Origin of the sequence: Pseudomonas sp. GD04019 (assembly GCF_029837695.1) — a bacterium.
In the GTDB taxonomy this organism is placed as follows: domain Bacteria; phylum Pseudomonadota; class Gammaproteobacteria; order Pseudomonadales; family Pseudomonadaceae; genus Aquipseudomonas.
This window is the reverse complement of the sequence record NZ_JAOEEA010000002.1, coordinates 204,639-221,565: the sequence shown is the minus strand read 5'-3', so window position 1 is coordinate 221,565 and position 16,927 is coordinate 204,639. Positions and strand designations below refer to the sequence as shown.

General features: G+C 61.9%; 15 protein-coding genes and 2 tRNA genes. All 17 read right to left on the bottom strand.

What is annotated here, in order from left to right; translation table 11 throughout:
• Positions 1-59: 59 nt before the first annotated feature.
• Positions 60-257, bottom strand: coding sequence for a CsbD family protein (locus N7607_RS03695; RefSeq protein ID WP_043308795.1), 198 nt, complete (start codon positions 255-257; stop codon positions 60-62).
• Between the two features lie 48 nt (positions 258-305).
• Positions 306-659, bottom strand: coding sequence for a BON domain-containing protein (locus tag N7607_RS03690; RefSeq protein WP_279864371.1), 354 nt, complete (start codon positions 657-659; stop codon positions 306-308).
• A gap of 205 nt (positions 660-864) precedes the next feature.
• On the bottom strand, positions 865-2,280 hold the full coding sequence (locus N7607_RS03685) for a hypothetical protein (protein WP_279864372.1): 1,416 nt from the start codon (positions 2,278-2,280) through the stop codon (positions 865-867).
• Positions 2,281-2,388: 108 nt separating this feature from the next.
• Positions 2,389-4,494, bottom strand: a complete 2,106-nt coding sequence (pnp, locus tag N7607_RS03680; RefSeq protein WP_279864373.1) for a polyribonucleotide nucleotidyltransferase — start codon at positions 4,492-4,494, stop codon at positions 2,389-2,391.
• Positions 4,495-4,710: 216 nt separating this feature from the next.
• A complete protein-coding gene (gene rpsO / locus N7607_RS03675) occupies positions 4,711-4,980 on the bottom strand; it encodes a 30S ribosomal protein S15 (RefSeq protein ID WP_021700421.1) in 270 nt (89 codons plus the stop codon).
• A 174-nt stretch (positions 4,981-5,154) separates the two neighbouring features.
• Positions 5,155-6,075, bottom strand: a complete 921-nt coding sequence (gene truB / locus N7607_RS03670) for a tRNA pseudouridine(55) synthase TruB (protein ID WP_279864374.1) — start codon at positions 6,073-6,075, stop codon at positions 5,155-5,157.
• 2 nt (positions 6,076-6,077) lie between these two features.
• Positions 6,078-6,455 carry a 30S ribosome-binding factor RbfA gene (rbfA, locus tag N7607_RS03665; RefSeq protein ID WP_137971038.1) on the bottom strand — a complete coding sequence of 126 codons (378 nt, stop codon included), beginning with the start codon at positions 6,453-6,455 and terminating at the stop codon, positions 6,078-6,080.
• A 100-nt stretch (positions 6,456-6,555) separates the two neighbouring features.
• Positions 6,556-9,057, bottom strand: a complete 2,502-nt coding sequence (gene infB / locus N7607_RS03660) for a translation initiation factor IF-2 (protein ID WP_279864375.1) — start codon at positions 9,055-9,057, stop codon at positions 6,556-6,558.
• A gap of 27 nt (positions 9,058-9,084) precedes the next feature.
• Positions 9,085-10,566: a transcription termination factor NusA gene (gene nusA, locus N7607_RS03655; protein ID WP_279864377.1), complete on the bottom strand. Its 1,482-nt coding sequence runs from the start codon at positions 10,564-10,566 to the stop codon at positions 9,085-9,087.
• 47 nt (positions 10,567-10,613) lie between these two features.
• Positions 10,614-11,072, bottom strand: coding sequence for a ribosome maturation factor RimP (gene rimP / locus N7607_RS03650; protein ID WP_279864560.1), 459 nt, complete (start codon positions 11,070-11,072; stop codon positions 10,614-10,616).
• Between the two features lie 132 nt (positions 11,073-11,204).
• Positions 11,205-11,281, bottom strand: a tRNA-Met gene (locus N7607_RS03645).
• Between the two features lie 96 nt (positions 11,282-11,377).
• A tRNA-Leu gene (locus N7607_RS03640) sits at positions 11,378-11,463 on the bottom strand.
• A 10-nt stretch (positions 11,464-11,473) separates the two neighbouring features.
• Entirely contained in the window at positions 11,474-11,857 is a 384-nt protein-coding gene (secG, locus tag N7607_RS03635) for a preprotein translocase subunit SecG (protein ID WP_279864378.1), read from the bottom strand.
• A 3-nt stretch (positions 11,858-11,860) separates the two neighbouring features.
• Positions 11,861-12,616, bottom strand: coding sequence for a triose-phosphate isomerase (gene tpiA, locus N7607_RS03630; protein ID WP_279864379.1), 756 nt, complete (start codon positions 12,614-12,616; stop codon positions 11,861-11,863).
• A gap of 65 nt (positions 12,617-12,681) precedes the next feature.
• Positions 12,682-14,019, bottom strand: coding sequence for a phosphoglucosamine mutase (glmM, locus tag N7607_RS03625; RefSeq protein ID WP_279864380.1), 1,338 nt, complete (start codon positions 14,017-14,019; stop codon positions 12,682-12,684).
• 15 nt (positions 14,020-14,034) lie between these two features.
• The gene (folP, locus tag N7607_RS03620; protein WP_279864381.1) at positions 14,035-14,886 is read right to left on the bottom strand and encodes a dihydropteroate synthase; all 852 of its coding nucleotides are present in this window, start codon (positions 14,884-14,886) and stop codon (positions 14,035-14,037) included.
• 9 nt (positions 14,887-14,895) lie between these two features.
• Complete coding sequence (gene ftsH, locus N7607_RS03615) at positions 14,896-16,800, bottom strand: ATP-dependent zinc metalloprotease FtsH (RefSeq protein ID WP_279864382.1); 1,905 nt, start codon at positions 16,798-16,800, stop codon at positions 14,896-14,898.
• Between the last annotated feature and the right edge of the window lie 127 nt (positions 16,801-16,927).

Sequence of the window (16,927 nt, the reverse complement as noted above, 5' to 3'; positions counted from 1 at the left end):
TCCATGAAGCCACAAATAAAAAAGCCCCGGAATCGGGGCTTTTTTATGGCAAACGGCTGCTACAGCTTACTGCTGAAGTCGCGCACTTCCTGTTGCGCCCGTTCCTTGGTCCAGCCGTAACGCTCCTGCAGCTTGCCTTCCAGATACTCGCTATGACCTTCGACAATATCCAGGTCGTCGTTGGTCAAATTGCCCCAGCGCTCCTGAATGCGGCCGGAGAGCTGTTTCCATTTGCCTTTGATCACATCGGAGTTCATGGCGCTTCCTCCCTTGGCGTGCTGCCGGCATGCCGGCAGCGCTGCGGATTACTCGGTGGATTTCAGGCCATCGGCGGAAACGGAAGTCACGCCCTTGATCGCCTTGGCTTTTTCCACCGCCAGATCACGCTCGGCGTCGGTCGGTACCACACCGGACAGCGAGACCACGCCTTCGTTGGTTTCCACCTTGATATCCAGGCCGCTGATGCTGTCGTCGGCCAGGAAGCTGGCTTTCACCTTGCTGGTGATCCAGGTATCGGTAACCGCTTCTTCCGCCTCGTTGACGGTTTCACTGGCGGCCAGCTGCAGAGGTTCGTCGGCGAAAGCCGCATTGCTCAGCGGCATGCCCATGACAGCGGCAGTAAGAGCGGCAAGGGTCCACTTGTTGAAAGGCTGTTTCATAGCGATCTACTCCTGATTGCTTCGGAAGTGTTCGCAGCCAACTCCTGGCTGCGCTTGCAGGAGTAGATATCGCAAGCGCTATGCCAGCTTTTTAAATCAGTAAAAATCTTTATTTTTCATAGAGTTAAAGAAACAACAAGCCAAACGTGGGCATGCAAAATGCCGAAACCGCAAGAATTGACCGTGCAGATTGCAATACCTGGCGTCAGGCCCGTGCCGACAGCTGGGCGATGATCGCCTCCAGGCCGGCCACCTCTCCCAGCAAGGGTGATTGCGGATAGCGGGCACGAATAAAGCCGAGCAGTTTCTGCGCCGGCTCCAGCTGCCCCAGCCCCTCGGCAAAGCCACGCGCGGCCAACAGATAGGCCCGCGGGATATGCGGATAATCTGGGAAGCGCTGATGCAGATTGCGCAGCAGGCTCAGCCCTTCGCGGGTCTTGTGCCGCTGTAGCAGAGCCTCCGCCACGCGCTCGCAGACCTGGGCATCGTCCGGCAGATAGTCGGGCTTAAGCTGCCGGGCATTCAGCAGCGCCGTGGCAGCCTGAGGCGGGTTGAGGCGTGCCGCCAGCGGCAGGTAATGCGCCAAATGGCGCAGGCAGCGCTCGCGCGCATCGAGACCGAACAGCAGCTGATGGAAGCGCTCGTTGAGCTTGAGGTCATTGGGCGCCACGTCCAGCGCCTTGGCCAGCACCTCCAGGGCATGGCCACTCTGCCCTTCCTTCAATCGCACCTCGGCATCGGCGAGAGCCCGGCGGCGCCGGTACTCCTCGGCGGGAAAGCCGCTCGACGCCTCGTCATCCACCGCCACGTAACCCAGGGCGCCCTGATACTGGAACACGGCGTAGCCCATCATGGCGCACATCACCACGCTGAAATAACCAAACAGCAGCGCCGCGACGGGGATCAGTACCACCTCCGGCAAGCCCTTGGACAGCATGTAGATGACCCAATCCGGCGACTGCCAGAGGATGAACAGGAACACCCAGAGAATCAGATAGCGCCAGCCCATGGCCTGGATCACCGAGCCGACCTGATCGGGGCTCAGTGCGGCCCCCAGGGTCTTGTCCAGCGCCAGGCGGATCAGGCTGGCCGGGATCAGCAACTGCACGCCCAGGGTGGCAGCCCAGAACAGCGCCTCACTGTCGAAATCCGCCGCCAGCCAGACCACGGCGAAGGACAGGAAGAAAATCACCAGCACGCGCCAGAACAGGCTGAAGCCTTCGCCATCGAAGGCGCTGAGCAGTGTCGGCGCCTCGCGCGTGCCCTGACTGGCGCTCTCGATCACGCTCTGCAGGTACTTGGTGGCCACGCAGAACAGGGCCAGCCACAGCAGCTTCCAGGCCGGCATGAACAGGCTGGCCAGGCATAGCGCGGCGGCAAAGGCCAACGGCCCCGGCTGCAGGCCATAGCGGAAGAATGCGGGAATGCGCTGCCAGAACGGCTGCGCGGTGTTGGCCGCCCCCAGGAAGCGCAGCTTGCCGCCGCACAGCGCACACTGCGGCTCCAGCTCCGGCGCGTCGGCATTCAGCGGCACGCAGCAATCGCCATAGTCACGCTGGCAGGGTGGGCAATACCAGGTGGCGGGCTGGGCGGGGTGATAGCGGCAGTGAGTGATTTCCATCGCCAGACGTCCTTGTTGGTACTGCGCAAAGCGCCATTGTCGGGGCAAATCGCGGGCAAAAAAAGAGGGCCCGCTAGGGGCCCTCCTTGTTTACCGCCTGACTTGGACTTAAACGCCCGAAGCCTTGGCAGCAGCAACGTCCTTGATGGACAGCTTGATGCGGCCGCGGTTGTCCACGTCCAGTACCAGCACTTCGACTTCCTGGCCTTCCTTCAGTACGTCGGTGACCTTCTCCACGCGAGCGTCGCTCAGCATGGAGATGTGCACCAGACCGTCCTTGCCCGGCAGGATGTTGACGAAGGCGCCGAAGTCAACGATGCGTTCGACCTTGCCGACGTAGATCTTGCCGATCTCGGCTTCCGCGGTGATGCCCAGAACGCGCTGACGCGCAGCCTCGGCCGCTTCCTTGGTTTCGCCGAAGATCTTGATCGAGCCGTCGTCTTCGATGTCGATCGAGGCCTTGGTCTCTTCGCAGATAGCGCGGATGGTGGCGCCACCCTTGCCGATGACGTCGCGGATCTTGTCCTGATCGATCTTCATCGCCAGCATGGTCGGGGCGTTGGCCGACAGCTCGGTGCGCGACTGGGCGATGACCTGGTTCATCTGGCCGAGAATGTTCAGGCGCGCTTCCAGGGCCTGGTTCAGGGCGATCTCCATGATCTCTTCGGTGATGCCCTGGATCTTGATGTCCATCTGCAGTGCGGTCACGCCATTGGCGGTACCGGCCACCTTGAAGTCCATGTCGCCCAGGTGGTCTTCGTCACCGAGGATGTCGGTCAGTACGGCGAACTTGTCGCCTTCCTTGACCAGACCCATGGCGATACCGGCAACCGGGGCCTTCATCGGCACGCCGGCGTCCATCAGGGCCAGGGAAGCGCCGCAGACCGAAGCCATGGAGGACGAACCGTTGGACTCGGTGATTTCCGAGACGATACGGATGGTGTACGGGAACTCGTCGGCAGCCGGCAGCATGGCGGCGACGCCACGGCGGGCCAGACGACCGTGGCCGATTTCGCGGCGGCCGGTGGCGCCCATGCGACCACACTCGCCGACCGAGTACGGCGGGAAGTTGTAGTGCAGCATGAAGGGGTCTTTCTTCTCGCCTTCCAGGGTATCGAGCAGCTGCGCGTCACGAGCGGTGCCGAGGGTGGCAACCACCAGGGCCTGGGTTTCGCCACGGGTGAACAGGGCCGAACCGTGAGTCTTGTCGAGCACGCCGACTTCGATGTTCAGGCCACGCACGGTGCGGGTGTCGCGACCGTCGATACGCGGTTTGCCGTTGACGATGTTCTCGCGCACGGTGCGGTATTCGATCAGACCGAAGGCGTCTTTGACTTCGCCGGAGGACGGCTGGCCCTCTTCGCCGGAGAACTTGGCAACGACCTGGTCGCGCAGCTCGTCCAGACGGTTGTAGCGGTCCTGTTTGATGGTGATGGTGTAGGCCTGGGAGATGGCCTCGCCGAACTCGGCCTTGATGGCGCTGAGCAGAGCGGTGTTCTCGGCCGGGGCAGTCCAGTTCCAGCGCGGTTTGCCGGTTTCGGCAGCCAGTTCGCCAACGGCCTTGATCACGGCCTGGAACTCGTCATGGGCGAACAGTACGGCGCCCAGCATCTGGTCTTCGGTCAGCTCTTTGGCTTCGGATTCAACCATCAGCACGGCGTCTTTGGTACCGGCCACAACCATGTCCAGGCTGGAAGCCTTGAGCTGCTCGTAGGTCGGGTTCAGCAGATAGCCGGTTTCCGGGTGGAAGGCCACGCGCGCGGCGCCGATCGGGCCGTCGAACGGAATGCCGGAGATAGCCAGGGCGGCCGAGGTGCCGATCATCGCGGCGATGTCCGGATCGGTCTTCTTGCTGGTGGAGACCACGGTGCAGATGACCTGCACTTCGTTGAGGAAGCCTTCCGGGAACAGCGGGCGGATCGGACGGTCGATCAGGCGCGAGGTCAGGGTCTCTTTCTCGGAAGGACGCGCTTCACGCTTGAAGAAGCCGCCAGGGATCTTGCCGGCAGCGTAGGTTTTTTCCTGGTAGTGCACGGACAGCGGGAAGAAGCCCTTGCCCGGGTCGGCTTGCTTGGCGCCAACCACGGTGCACAGCACGCTGACATCGTTGTCCACGGTAACCAGAACGGCACCGGAGGCCTGACGGGCAATGCGCCCGGTTTCGAGGGTGACGGTCGACTGACCGAACTGGAACTTTTTAATAACCGGAGTCACGGTATTTTCCTTCTCTTTGTTGCCTTGGGGGAAACTGCTGCAACAGGGGCCTGCTGCCCCTGAAACCTGTTCAGAACTCGGCTCGGCGGAACCGGTTTTTGAACGGGTTTCAAATTCCGTTCTGTAGAAAGCCAGAAGCTGGAAGGCCGAAGCCACGGGCCGGTATCAACCGTCCTGCAACTCCGAGCTTCCAGCTTCTCACTTCAGGTGTACGTCTTAGCGACGCAGACCCAGGCGACCGATCAGGGCGCTGTAACGACTGGTGTCCTTACCCTTCAGGTAGTCCAGCAGCTTGCGGCGCTGGTTAACCATGCGGATCAGACCACGACGCGAGTGGTGGTCTTTGCCGTTGGCCTTGAAGTGGTCCTGCAGCTTGTTGATGTTGGCGGTCAGCAGGGCAACCTGCACTTCCGGAGAACCGGTATCGCCTTCAGCTTGCTTGTAGTCGTTAACGATCTGGGCTTTTTCTTCAACGCTCAGTGCCATGGTAATGGGCTCCTAGAGTGAACAGGCCGGGAGCGACTCCCGTGTTTTAAATAGAGGAATGACCGCGCCTGTTGACAGCCACCCTCTTGGCCGCGAGTGAACGAGTCCGCCCGCGGTTCCGGTCATTTGACCGAATCAGTTGCCCTGGGCCGGAGCCCGGAGCGTCTACCGGCATCAAGTAGCGGTAGAGATCAATCGTTTCGGCGCGATGCGCCCGTCTTCGCTCACTTCACCGATACCGATGAAGCGACCATTGTGATCCTGCACCCGGACCATGCCGAACTTCGGCGCTTCCGGAGCGCGTACCGGCTGGCCATGCAGCCAGTAATAGGCGCTGTGCTCGCTGAACTGCAGCAGTGGCCAGTGCTCCAGGCCGCTGTCCGATGGCAGCAGGAAGCGATCCAGTGCCTCGTTGCCGCCTTCCGCGTGTACCCGCTCCAGCTCTGCCAGCGTCACCGTCTGCGCCAGGCTGAACGGCCCGGCCTGGGTGCGCCGCAACTCGGCTACGTGGGCACCACAGCCCAGCTCGCGACCTAGATCCTCCACCAGGGTGCGGATATAGGTGCCTTTGCTGCAGGCCACGGACAGGCGCAACTGCGCATTATCCAGGGCCAGCAAATCCAAGCGCGCGATAGTAACAGATCGCGCTTCGCGCTCCACTACCTCGCCGGCACGCGCCAGCTTGTACAGCGGTTGGCCATCCTTCTTCAGGGCGGAGTACATCGGCGGTATCTGTTTGATTTCACCACGGAAACGCGGCAGCTGTGCCTCCACGTCATCCCGACCGACGGTCACCTCGCGACGCTCGAGCACGTCCCCCTCGGCATCGCCGGTGGTGGTGGTCACGCCGAGCTGCGCCAGGGTCTCGTAGCCCTTGTCGGCATCCAGCAGATACTGGGAGAACTTGGTGGCCTCGCCGAAGCACAGCGGCAGCACGCCGGTGGCCAGTGGATCGAGACTGCCGGTGTGACCGGCCTTCTCGGCATTGAGCAGCCAGCGCACCTTCTGCAGGGCCTGGTTGGAGCTCATGCCATGCGGCTTGTCGAGGATCAGGATGCCACTGACATTGCGGCGGATACGTTTCACCTGGGCCACGCTCAGTCGTCCTGATGCTTGCTGTCTTCGGACACCGCACGATCGATCAGCGCCGACAGGTGCGTACCACGAGAGATGCTCTCGTCATAGTGGAAATGCAGCTGCGGCACGCTGCGCAGCTTCATCGCCTTGCCCAGCAGCATGCGCAGGTAACCGGCAGCGTCATTGAGCACACGCACGTTCTGCTTGATCTTCTCCGCATCGTTCTCGCCCATCACGGTGATGAACACCTTGGCGTGGCCGACATCGCGACTGACGTCGACGGCGGTGATGGTGACGAAGCCCAGACGCGGGTCCTTGACCTCGCGCGGAATCATCTGCGCCAGCTCGCGCTGGATCTGATCGCCGATACGCTGGGTACGGCTATACACTTTTGCCATTTCTTCCTACCTCACCCGCGACACTGCCAGCGGGTTCACAAGCGGCAAACGCCCGGCCGCGCTGATGCGGGGCCGGGCGTCCGGTGTTGCGGGCCGTCCCTTACAGGGTACGAGCCACCTGGACCTTCTCGAACACTTCGATCTTGTCCCCGACCTTGACGTCGTTGTAGCTCTTCACGCCGATACCGCACTCCATGCCGTTACGCACTTCGGCGACGTCGTCCTTGAAGCGACGCAGGGATTCCAGTTCGCCTTCGAAGATCACCACGTCTTCGCGCAGTACGCGGATCGGACGGTTGCGATAGACGGTACCCTCGATGACCATGCAGCCAGCGACGGCGCCGAACTTCGGCGAACGGAACACGTCACGCACTTCGGCGGTACCCAGGATGTTCTCGCGAACATCGCTGCCGAGCATACCGGTCAGGGCTTTCTTGACGTCTTCGATGATGTCGTAGATCACGTTGTAGTAACGCATGTCCAGGCCTTCGGCCTCGACGATCTTGCGCGCACCGGCATCGGCACGCACGTTGAAGCCGAACAGCACCGCGTTGGACGCCAGCGCCAAGTTGGCATCGGACTCGGTGATACCACCGACGCCGCCGCCGACCACGCGAACCTGCACTTCGTCGTTGCCCAGGCCGCTGAGCGAGCCTTGCAGCGCTTCGAGGGAGCCACGGACGTCGGACTTGAGGACGATGTTGAGCGTCTTCTTCTCTTCCTGGCCCATGTTCTCGAAGATGTTTTCCAGCTTGCCGGCGTGAGCACGGGCCAGCTTCACTTCGCGGAACTTGCCCTGGCGGAACAGAGCGACTTCGCGGGCCTTCTTCTCGTCCGCCACCACGGTCAGGTCGTCACCGGCGTCCGGGGTGCCGTCCAGGCCGAGAATCTCGACCGGAATCGACGGGCCGGCTTCCTTGATCGGCTGGCCGTTCTCGTCGAGCATGGCACGGATGCGGCCATAGTTGACACCGCACAGGACCATGTCGCCCTGACGCAGGGTACCGTCCTGGACCAGCACGGTGGCCACCGGGCCACGGCCCTTGTCCAGACGCGATTCGACCACCACACCACGGCCAGGAGCCGACGGGGTAGCTTTCAGTTCGAGAACCTCGGCCTGCAGCAGCACGGCTTCGAGCAGCTCGTCGACCCCGGTACCGGCCTTCGCCGAAACACCTACGAACGGAGCATCGCCGCCCCACTCTTCCGGAATCACATCCAGCGCGGCCAGGCCGTTCTTGATGTTGTCCGGATTGGCATCCGGCTTGTCCATCTTGTTGATCGCGACCACGATCGGTACGCCAGCCGCTTTCGCGTGCTGCACGGCTTCCTGGGTCTGCGGCATCACGCCGTCATCGGCCGCGACGACCAGAATGACGATGTCGGTGGCCTTGGCACCGCGGGCACGCATCGCGGTGAACGCAGCGTGGCCCGGGGTATCGAGGAAGGTGACCATGCCGCGGTCGGTTTCCACGTGGTAGGCACCGATGTGCTGGGTGATACCACCGGCCTCGCCTGCGGCTACCTTGGCACGACGGATGTAGTCGAGCAGGGAGGTTTTGCCGTGGTCGACGTGGCCCATCACGGTCACTACCGGCGCACGGGAGAAAGCCTCGCCTTCGAATTTCAGGGACTCGGCCAGTTGCTCTTCGAGCGCGTTCTCGCTGACCAGCTTGACCTTGTGGCCCATTTCCTCGGCGACCAGCTGCGCGGTCTCCTGGTCCAGGACCTGGTTGATGGTCACCGGGGAGCCCATCTTGAACATGAACTTGACCACTTCGGCGCCCTTGACCGACATCTGGGCAGCCAGGTCGCCAACGGTAATGGTCTCGCCGATCGCTACTTCGCGCACAATAGGTCCTGTCGGGCTCTGGAACCCGTGCTGGTTACGCTTCTTCGGCTTCATCCGACCACCGCGACGGCGGTAATCGTCGACTTCTTCGTCGGTGCTGCGCTGAGCGACACGCGGAGCCGGCGCCTTTTCCTTCTCCTTGAGGGAAGGACGGTGCTGGGCATGCTTGCGATCGCGACGCTCGTCGTCGTCGCTGCGTGCCGGCTTGTCTTTCTCGACGCGGCGCGGCTCTTCCTTCTTGCGCTCGACGGCAGCAGCAGGTTCGGCAGCGGCGGCGGCAGCCACGATCGGGGCAACGTCTACAGGCGCTTCGGCGGCGGCCGGGGCAGCAGCTTCCTGCGGCTTGCTGGCGGCTGCTTCGGCCTGCTTGCGAGCCTCTTCCTCGGCCTTCAGGCGGACAGCTTCTTCGGCGGCGCGCTGCTCTTCCAGCTCACGCTGCTTCTCGGCCTCGATCTCGGCCGGACTGCGCTTGACGTAGGTTTTCTTCTTGCGCACTTCCACGCTGATGGTCTTGCTACCGGCAACCTTCAGGGTGGTGGTGGTCTTGCGCTGCAGGGTGATCTTGCGCGGCTCTTCCAGCTTCTCGCCGTGGCTGCCTTTCAGGTGCGCCAGCAGGGCCTGCTTCTCGTTGTCGGTCACCACTTGCTCGGCACTGGTGTGAGGCAAACCTGCCTCACGCATCTGCTGCAGCAGGCGCTCCACTGGTGTATCGACCACTTGGGCCAGTTCTTTCACCGTGACTTGCGTCATGCATCTCTCTCCTCAGGCCGCAACCGCTTACTCGAACCAATGGGCTCGGGCGGCCATGATCAGCTTGCCGGCACGCTCTTCTTGCATGCCGTCGATGTCGAGCAGGTCGTCGATCGACTGCTCGGCCAGGTCTTCGCGGGTAACTACGCCACGCACCGCCAGTTCCTGGGCCAGCGTCTTGTCCATGCCTTCCAGGGAAAGCAAGTCTTCGGCCGGCTGGGCATCGGCCAGCTTCTCTTCGTTGGCGATGGCCTTGGTCAGCAGGCGGTCCTTGGCACGAGCGCGCAGCTCGTTGACGATCTCCTCGTCGAAACCGTCGATGCTGAGCATCTCTTCCATCGGCACGTAGGCAATCTCTTCCAGCCTGGTGAAGCCTTCTTCGACCAGCACCTGAGCCAGCTCTTCATCGACTTCCAGCTCGTCGACGAAGGCCTGCAGGATGTCGCCAGTCTCGGCCTGCTGCTTGGCCTGGATGTCGGCCTCGGTCATCACGTTCAGGGTCCAGCCGGTCAGCTGGCTGGCCAGACGCACGTTCTGGCCACCACGACCGATGGCCTGGGCCAGGTTGTCTTCACCGACGGCGATGTCCATGGCGTGGGCATCTTCGTCGACGATGATCGCCGCCACTTCGGCCGGAGCCATGGCGTTGATCACGAACTGGGCGACGTTCTCGTCCCACAGCACGATGTCCACGCGCTCGCCACCGATCTCACCGGAGACGGCCTGGACACGCGAACCACGCATGCCGATGCAGGCGCCTTGCGGGTCGATACGCTTGTCCTTGGAACGCACGGCGATCTTGGCGCGCGAACCCGGATCACGGGAGGCGGCCATCACTTCGATCAGGCCTTCCGCGATTTCCGGCACTTCGATGGTGAACAGCTCGATCAGCATCTGCGGCGCGGTGCGCGACAGGATCAGTTGCGGACCGCGGTTCTCGGTACGGATTTCCTTGAGCAGGGCACGCATGCGTGCGCCGACGCGGAAGGTCTCGCGCGGGATGATGTCTTCACGGGCCAGCAGCGCTTCGGCGTTGTTGCCGAGATCGACGATCACGCTGTCGCGGGTGACCTTCTTCACGGTGCCGGAGATGATCTCGCCAACGCGTTCGCGATAGGCGTCGACCACTTGGGCACGCTCGGCCTCGCGCACTTTCTGCACGATGACCTGCTTCGCGGTCTGCGCGGCGATACGGCCGAACTCGATGGACTCGACCGGCTCCTCGACAAAATCGCCGAGCTTGGCGCCAGCCTCGCGCTCCTGCGCCTGCTCGACGGTCAGCTGGGCCGACGGGTTTTCCAGATCGTCCTCGGCCACCACTTCCCAGCGACGGAAAGTCTCATAGCTGCCATTGTGGCGATTAATCGCCACACGCAGCTCGACTTCGTCGTCGAAACGTTTCTTGGTCGCCGTCGCCAGAGCCAGCTCCAGCGCTTCGAAAATCACATCGGCCGGTACGCCTTTCTCGTTGGATACCGACTCAACAACCAGCAGTACTTCTTTACTCATCGTACGCCTCGCCTTTCGCAATCCATTGGATCCGCGGGATCCGCGTCTCAGTCAAAACGGGGGATAATGTTGGCCTTGTCGATCAGATCGATCGGCAACAGGAATTCGTGGTCATCCACCAGCACCACCACGTCCTGCTCCTCCACACCGCGAAGGAGGCCCTGGAAATTGCGTCGCCCATCGAAGGGCGAGCGCAGCTTGATCTTCACCTGCTCGCCAACATGCTTGGCGAACTGTTCGATGGTGAACAGCGGTCGATCCATGCCTGGCGAAGACACCTCGAGGGTGTATTCGCTGCTGATCGGATCTTCGACGTCCAGCACGGCGCTGACCTGCCGGCTGACCGCCTCGCAATCCTCGATCAAGATGCCGCTGGCATGATCGATGTACACGCGCAGCAGGGAATGCCGCCCCTGGGAAATGAACTCGATTCCCCAGCATTGATAGCCGAGAGATTCGATCACCGGGGCCAACATGGCCTGCAACTGTTCCAGCTTGCTCGACACCCGAAGCCCTCCGCGCATGTCGTAGAAATAAAAAATGGGCGAAACGCCCATCCATCGTGCCACGCGATCATAATGCCGGTGGCGGATTGTCCAGCTAGCAAAAAGCCCCTGAATAAGGGGCTTCTTTACGACTGGTTGCGGGGGCTGGATTTGAACCAACGACCTTCGGGTTATGAGCCCGACGAGCTACCAGACTGCTCCACCCCGCGCCAAAGCTGGGCCAAGAGTATACGGACCTAACCCCAGAGGGTCAACCGAACTCCTGAAAACGACAAGGCCCGCAATCTGCGGGCCCTGCCGAAATATGGTACCGAGGAGGGGACTCGAACCCCTACAGCCTATGGCCACTACCACCTCAAGGTAGCGTGTCTACCAATTCCACCACCTCGGCAAAGAGGGTATTACTTCTGCTCCGGAACCTGAGGCGCGTCAGCCTTTTCGACTGCCGGCTTCTGCTCTTCGAGCACCGGAACATCTTCAACTGCCGGCTTCTCTTGCTGCACTTCCAGCACCGCCGGATCCGGCAGACCAGCCTGCGTCAGATTATCAGCTTTCTCTTTAGCAAAGAAGGCTAAACCCAAGCTGGTAATGAAAAAAGCCGCGGCAAGTATAGCAGTAAAGCGACTCAGAAAGGTAGCGGAACCTTGACTTCCGAACACGGTACCCGAAGCACCCGCACCGAAAGAAGCACCAGCATCGGCACCCTTACCCTGCTGCAGCAGCACCAGACCAACGACGCCAATGGCGCCCAGCAGATGCACGACGATTACGACTGTTTCCAGCATTTATCAGTTTCCTGCGGCGCGACAGATCGCACCAAACTCATCTGCGTTCAAGGAGGCCCCACCAATGAGCCCCCCATCAATATCCGGCTTACCGAACAACTCGGCAGCATTGGCGGCCTTGACACTGCCGCCATACAGAATTCTCACACCGCGCGCCACTTCTGCATTTTCTGCATCCAGCTGCGCACGAATAGCTGCATGGACTTCCTGAGCCTGTTGAGGCGACGCAGTCAATCCAGTGCCAATGGCCCAGACCGGCTCGTAGGCCACAACAGCCTTGGAGAAGGCACCTACGCCCAACTCCTCGATCACACTTCCCAACTGGGCAGAGACCACTTCCAGCGTCTTGCCCGCCTGACGCTGCTCAAGGGTCTCGCCGATGCACAGCACCGGAACCAGACCACAGGATTGCGCAGCGGCAAACTTGCGACTTATCTGCTCGTCACGCTCACCCATAATCAGGCGACGCTCGGAGTGCCCCACCAGCACCATGCTGCAACCAGCATCGGCCAACTGGCTGGGCGCAATCTCACCAGTCAGAGCACCTTGCATGGGCTCCACGGCGCAGTTCTGCGCACCAACGGCAATCGCCTTGCCTTCCAGCCCAACCAGTGCCTGATTGATGTACAGGCAAGGCGGCATGACTGCCACCTCGACACCGCCAGGCAGCGCCAATTGACGAAGGCCCTTGATCAGCTCTGCAACGCTGGCGCGGGTACCGTGCATTTTCCAGTTACCAGCTACCAGGGGGCGACGCATGCCAGACCTCGTCGTTCAAAGTGGGCGCAGATGTTACCCAAGAGCTTTTCCACTAGCAAGCCGAATCAGGCACAGACCTCGCCGACCACTTTGGCCAGCTCCTCGGCATAGCCGCGCACCTGATTTTCGTCATCGCCCTCGACCATCACCCGCACCAGCGGTTCGGTGCCGGACTTGCGCAGCAGCACACGGCCGCGCCCCGCCATGCGCTCGGTGACTCGATCACAGGCATCCTTGACCGCGGCATGCTCCACGGGATCGACATCGCCGGAAAAACGCACGTTGATCAGTATCTGCGGGCACTTGCGCACCACCTGGCGCGCCTCGGCCAGAGTCTGCCCACTGCGTTTGAGCGCCATCAGCACCTGCAACGCAGCGATGATCGCATCGCCCGTAGTGGTGTGCTGACAGCACACCAGGTGCCCGGAGTTCTCGCCACCCAGCTGCCACTCACGCTCCTGCAGCTCGGCCATTACATAACGATCACCAACCTTGGCCCGCACGAAGGGAATGCTCAGCTCGCCAAGCGCCAGTTCGAGACCCAGATTGCTCATCAGGGTACCGACCACACCGCCCTGCAGCTTGCCGCGTTCCTGCAAGTCGCGCGCGATGATGTACAGCAGCTCATCGCCATCTACTGCGGTGCCGGTGTGATCGACCATCAACACGCGATCGCCATCGCCATCGAAGGCAATGCCCAGGTCCGCCTGCTGCGCCAGCACCTCGACCTGCAGCGACTCGACATGGGTCGAGCCACAGTTGTCGTTGATGTTCAGGCCGTTGGGCTGGGCCGACAACACGGACACATGAGCACCCAACTCTCGGAACACACTGGGCGCAACCTTGTAGGTGGCGCCATGGGCACAGTCGATGACCAGCTTGAGGCCGGCGAAACTGGTGCTGCTCGGCACACTGCTCTTGCAGAACTCGATATAGCGACCCGCCGCATCGTTGATGCGCGAGACCTTGCCGAGTTGATCAGACTCCACCACCGTCATCGGCTGATCGAGCAACTCCTCGATCATCAACTCAATCTCGTCCGGCAGCTTGGTACCCTTGCCGGAGAAGAACTTGAAGCCATTGTCATGGTGAGGATTGTGCGAGGCGCTGATCACGATGCCCGCATCGGCCTGGAAGGTACGCGTCAGATAAGCAATGGCCGGGGTCGGCATGGGACCGAGCAGCATCACATCCGCGCCAGCGGCCACCAGCCCGGCCTCTAGCGCCGACTCGAACATATAGCCAGAAATGCGCGTGTCCTTGCCAATCAGGATGCGGCACTTACCCTGCTTGCGGAATGCCATGCCGGCAGCCCAGCCCAGCTTGAGGATGAACTCGGGAGTGATGGGGAACTGGCCGACAGGGCCGCGGATACCGTCGGTACCGAAATACTTTCTGCTCATAGTCACTCCAACTTCTTATTCTGCTGCCTGCACGGCGGCGATCATGCGCACCGCATCGACAGTTTCAGCGACATCATGGACGCGCAGGATACACGCCCCCTTGGCCACCGCCAGCGCCGCCAGCGCCAGACCGCCAGACAGGCGCTCATGGATTTCGCGCCCCAGCGCCTGACCGATGATGGTCTTGCGCGACACACCGACCAGTAGCGGCCGACCGAGCTCATGCAACACCTCCAGGCGCTTGAACAGGCTCAAGTTGTGGGCGAGAGTCTTGGCGAAACCGAAGCCAGGATCAAGAACGATGCGCTCGGCGGGAATGCCCGCCTCGACACAAGCTGCCATGCGCTGAGCGAGAAAATCACGAACCTCGCCCACCACATCGCGATACTGAGGATTCTGCTGCATGTTGCCGGGCTCACCGAGCATGTGCATCAGGCACACCGGCAAACCACTGTCTGCCGCTGCCTCCAGCGCACCATCACGACGTAACGCGCGCACATCATTGATCAGTCCCGCCCCAAGCCGAGCGCCTTCGCGCATGACTGCCGGAGTCGAGGTATCCAGGGAGATGATCACATCCAGCTCGGCGGCAATGGCCTCGACCACTGGCGCCACACGCTCCAGCTCCTCGACAGACGACACCGGGCGAGCGCCTGGACGGGTTGACTCACCACCGATATCGATCAGCGTCGCGCCGGCCGCCATCATCTGCGCAGCATGACGCAATGCGGCGTCTCGCGCGGCGAAGCGACCACCATCGGAAAAGGAGTCGGGGGTGACATTGAGGATGCCCATCACTTGCGGCTGGGCCAGATCGAGCACCCGGCTGCCGCAGGGCAGCCGGGGCGGGTATTGCGGAACGGTCATGCTCGGGCCTTAGTGCTCACCCGCCGGGCCGCCGATCGGAGTTTCCGGACGCTCGGTCTGCTCCTTGGGCGCAGGCGTGCCGGAGCCGCCCTGCCAATCGCGCGGCTCGCGCGGAGTACGGCCGGCCATGATGTCGTCGATCTGGTCGGCATCGATGGTCTCGTACTTCATCAGCGCGTCGGCCATCATGTCCAGCTTGTCGCGATTCTCCTCCAACAGCCGCTTGGCGGTGCCGTAGCAGCCATCGATGATGCTGCGCACCTCTTCGTCGATGGCCTTGGCGGTTTCGCCGGAGACATTGGCCTGCTGACTGCCGGCACTACGACCGAGGAACACCTCGCCCTCCTCTTCCGCGTACATCAGCGGACCGAGCTTCTCGGACAGGCCCCACTTGGTCACCATGTTCCGCGCCAGGCGCGTGGCACGCATGATGTCGTTGGAGGCACCAGTGGTGACGCCATCGAAACCGAGGGTCATTTCCTCGGCGATGCGGCCGCCGAACAGCGAGCAGATCTGGCTGGTCAGCGCACGCTTGGACAGGCTGTAGCGATCCTCCTCCGGCAGGAACATGGTTACGCCCAGGGCGCGTCCGCGCGGAATGATCGACACCTTGTAGACCGGATCATGCTCAGGCACCAAACGACCGACAATGGCATGACCAGCCTCGTGATAGGCGGTATTGAGCTTCTCCTTCTCGGACATGACCATGGACTTGCGCTCGGCGCCCATCATGATCTTGTCCTTGGCCAGCTCGAATTCCTTCATCTCCACCAGACGCTTGCTGGCACGAGCGGCGAACAGCGAAGCCTCGTTGACCAGGTTGGCCAGGTCGGCACCGGAGAAGCCAGGAGTACCGCGCGCGATGACTGCGGGCTCGACGTTGTCGCCCACCGGCACCTTGCGCATGTGCACCTTGAGAATCTGTTCGCGACCGCGGATATCAGGAAGACCGACCACCACCTGACGGTCGAAACGACCAGGACGCAGCAGCGCCGGGTCGAGCACGTCCGGACGGTTGGTAGCGGCGATGACGATGATGCCGTCGTTCATTTCAAAACCATCCATCTCCACCAGCAACTGGTTGAGAGTCTGTTCACGCTCGTCGTGACCACCGCCCAGGCCGGCGCCACGATGGCGACCGACGGCATCGATCTCGTCGATGAAGATGATGCACGGCGCGTGCTTCTTGGCCTGCTCGAACATGTCACGCACGCGAGAAGCACCGACACCGACGAACATCTCGACGAAGTCGGAACCGGAAATGGTGAAGAACGGCACCTTGGCTTCGCCAGCAATGGCTTTGGCCAGCAAGGTTTTACCGGTACCGGGCGGGCCGACCATCAGCACGCCGCGCGGAATACGACCACCCAAGCGCTGGAACTTGCCCGGGTCACGCAGGAACTCGACCAGCTCGCCGACTTCTTCCTTAGCCTCGTCGCAACCGGCAACGTCAGCCAGGGTGGTCTTGACCTGATCTTCGGACAGCAGGCGCGCCTTGGACTTGCCAAAGCTCATCGGACCGCCTCGACCACCGCCGCCGCCCTGCATCTGGCGCATGAAGAACATGAACACGGCAATGATCACCAGAATCGGGAAGCTGGCCACCAGCAACTGGGTCCAGATGCTCTGGCGCTCCGGCTGCTTGCCGACGATCTCGACGTTGTTGTCGATCAGATCCTTGATCAGACCGCGATCCTCGATGGCCGGACGAACGGTTTCGAAGGTAGTACCGTCGAGGTTCTTGCCGCTGATGATGTAACCATCGACAGTGACTTGCTTGACCTTGCCTTCCTGCACCTGCTGGATGAACTCGGAATAGTTGAGCTTGCCGGCTTCGCTGGGGCTGGAGAAATTGTTCATCACCGTGACCAGGACGGCTGCGATGATCAGCCACAGGATCAGGTTCTTTGCCATGTCGTTCAATTCGCTACCCTCTGAAACGAGCCTCGTCCTGGAAACGCGCTTCGCATGACGGCTGGTGGATTACCAGCCTAACTTACTACACAACCCCTACCCCAGGCAGGAACCGTCTGTAACCCTT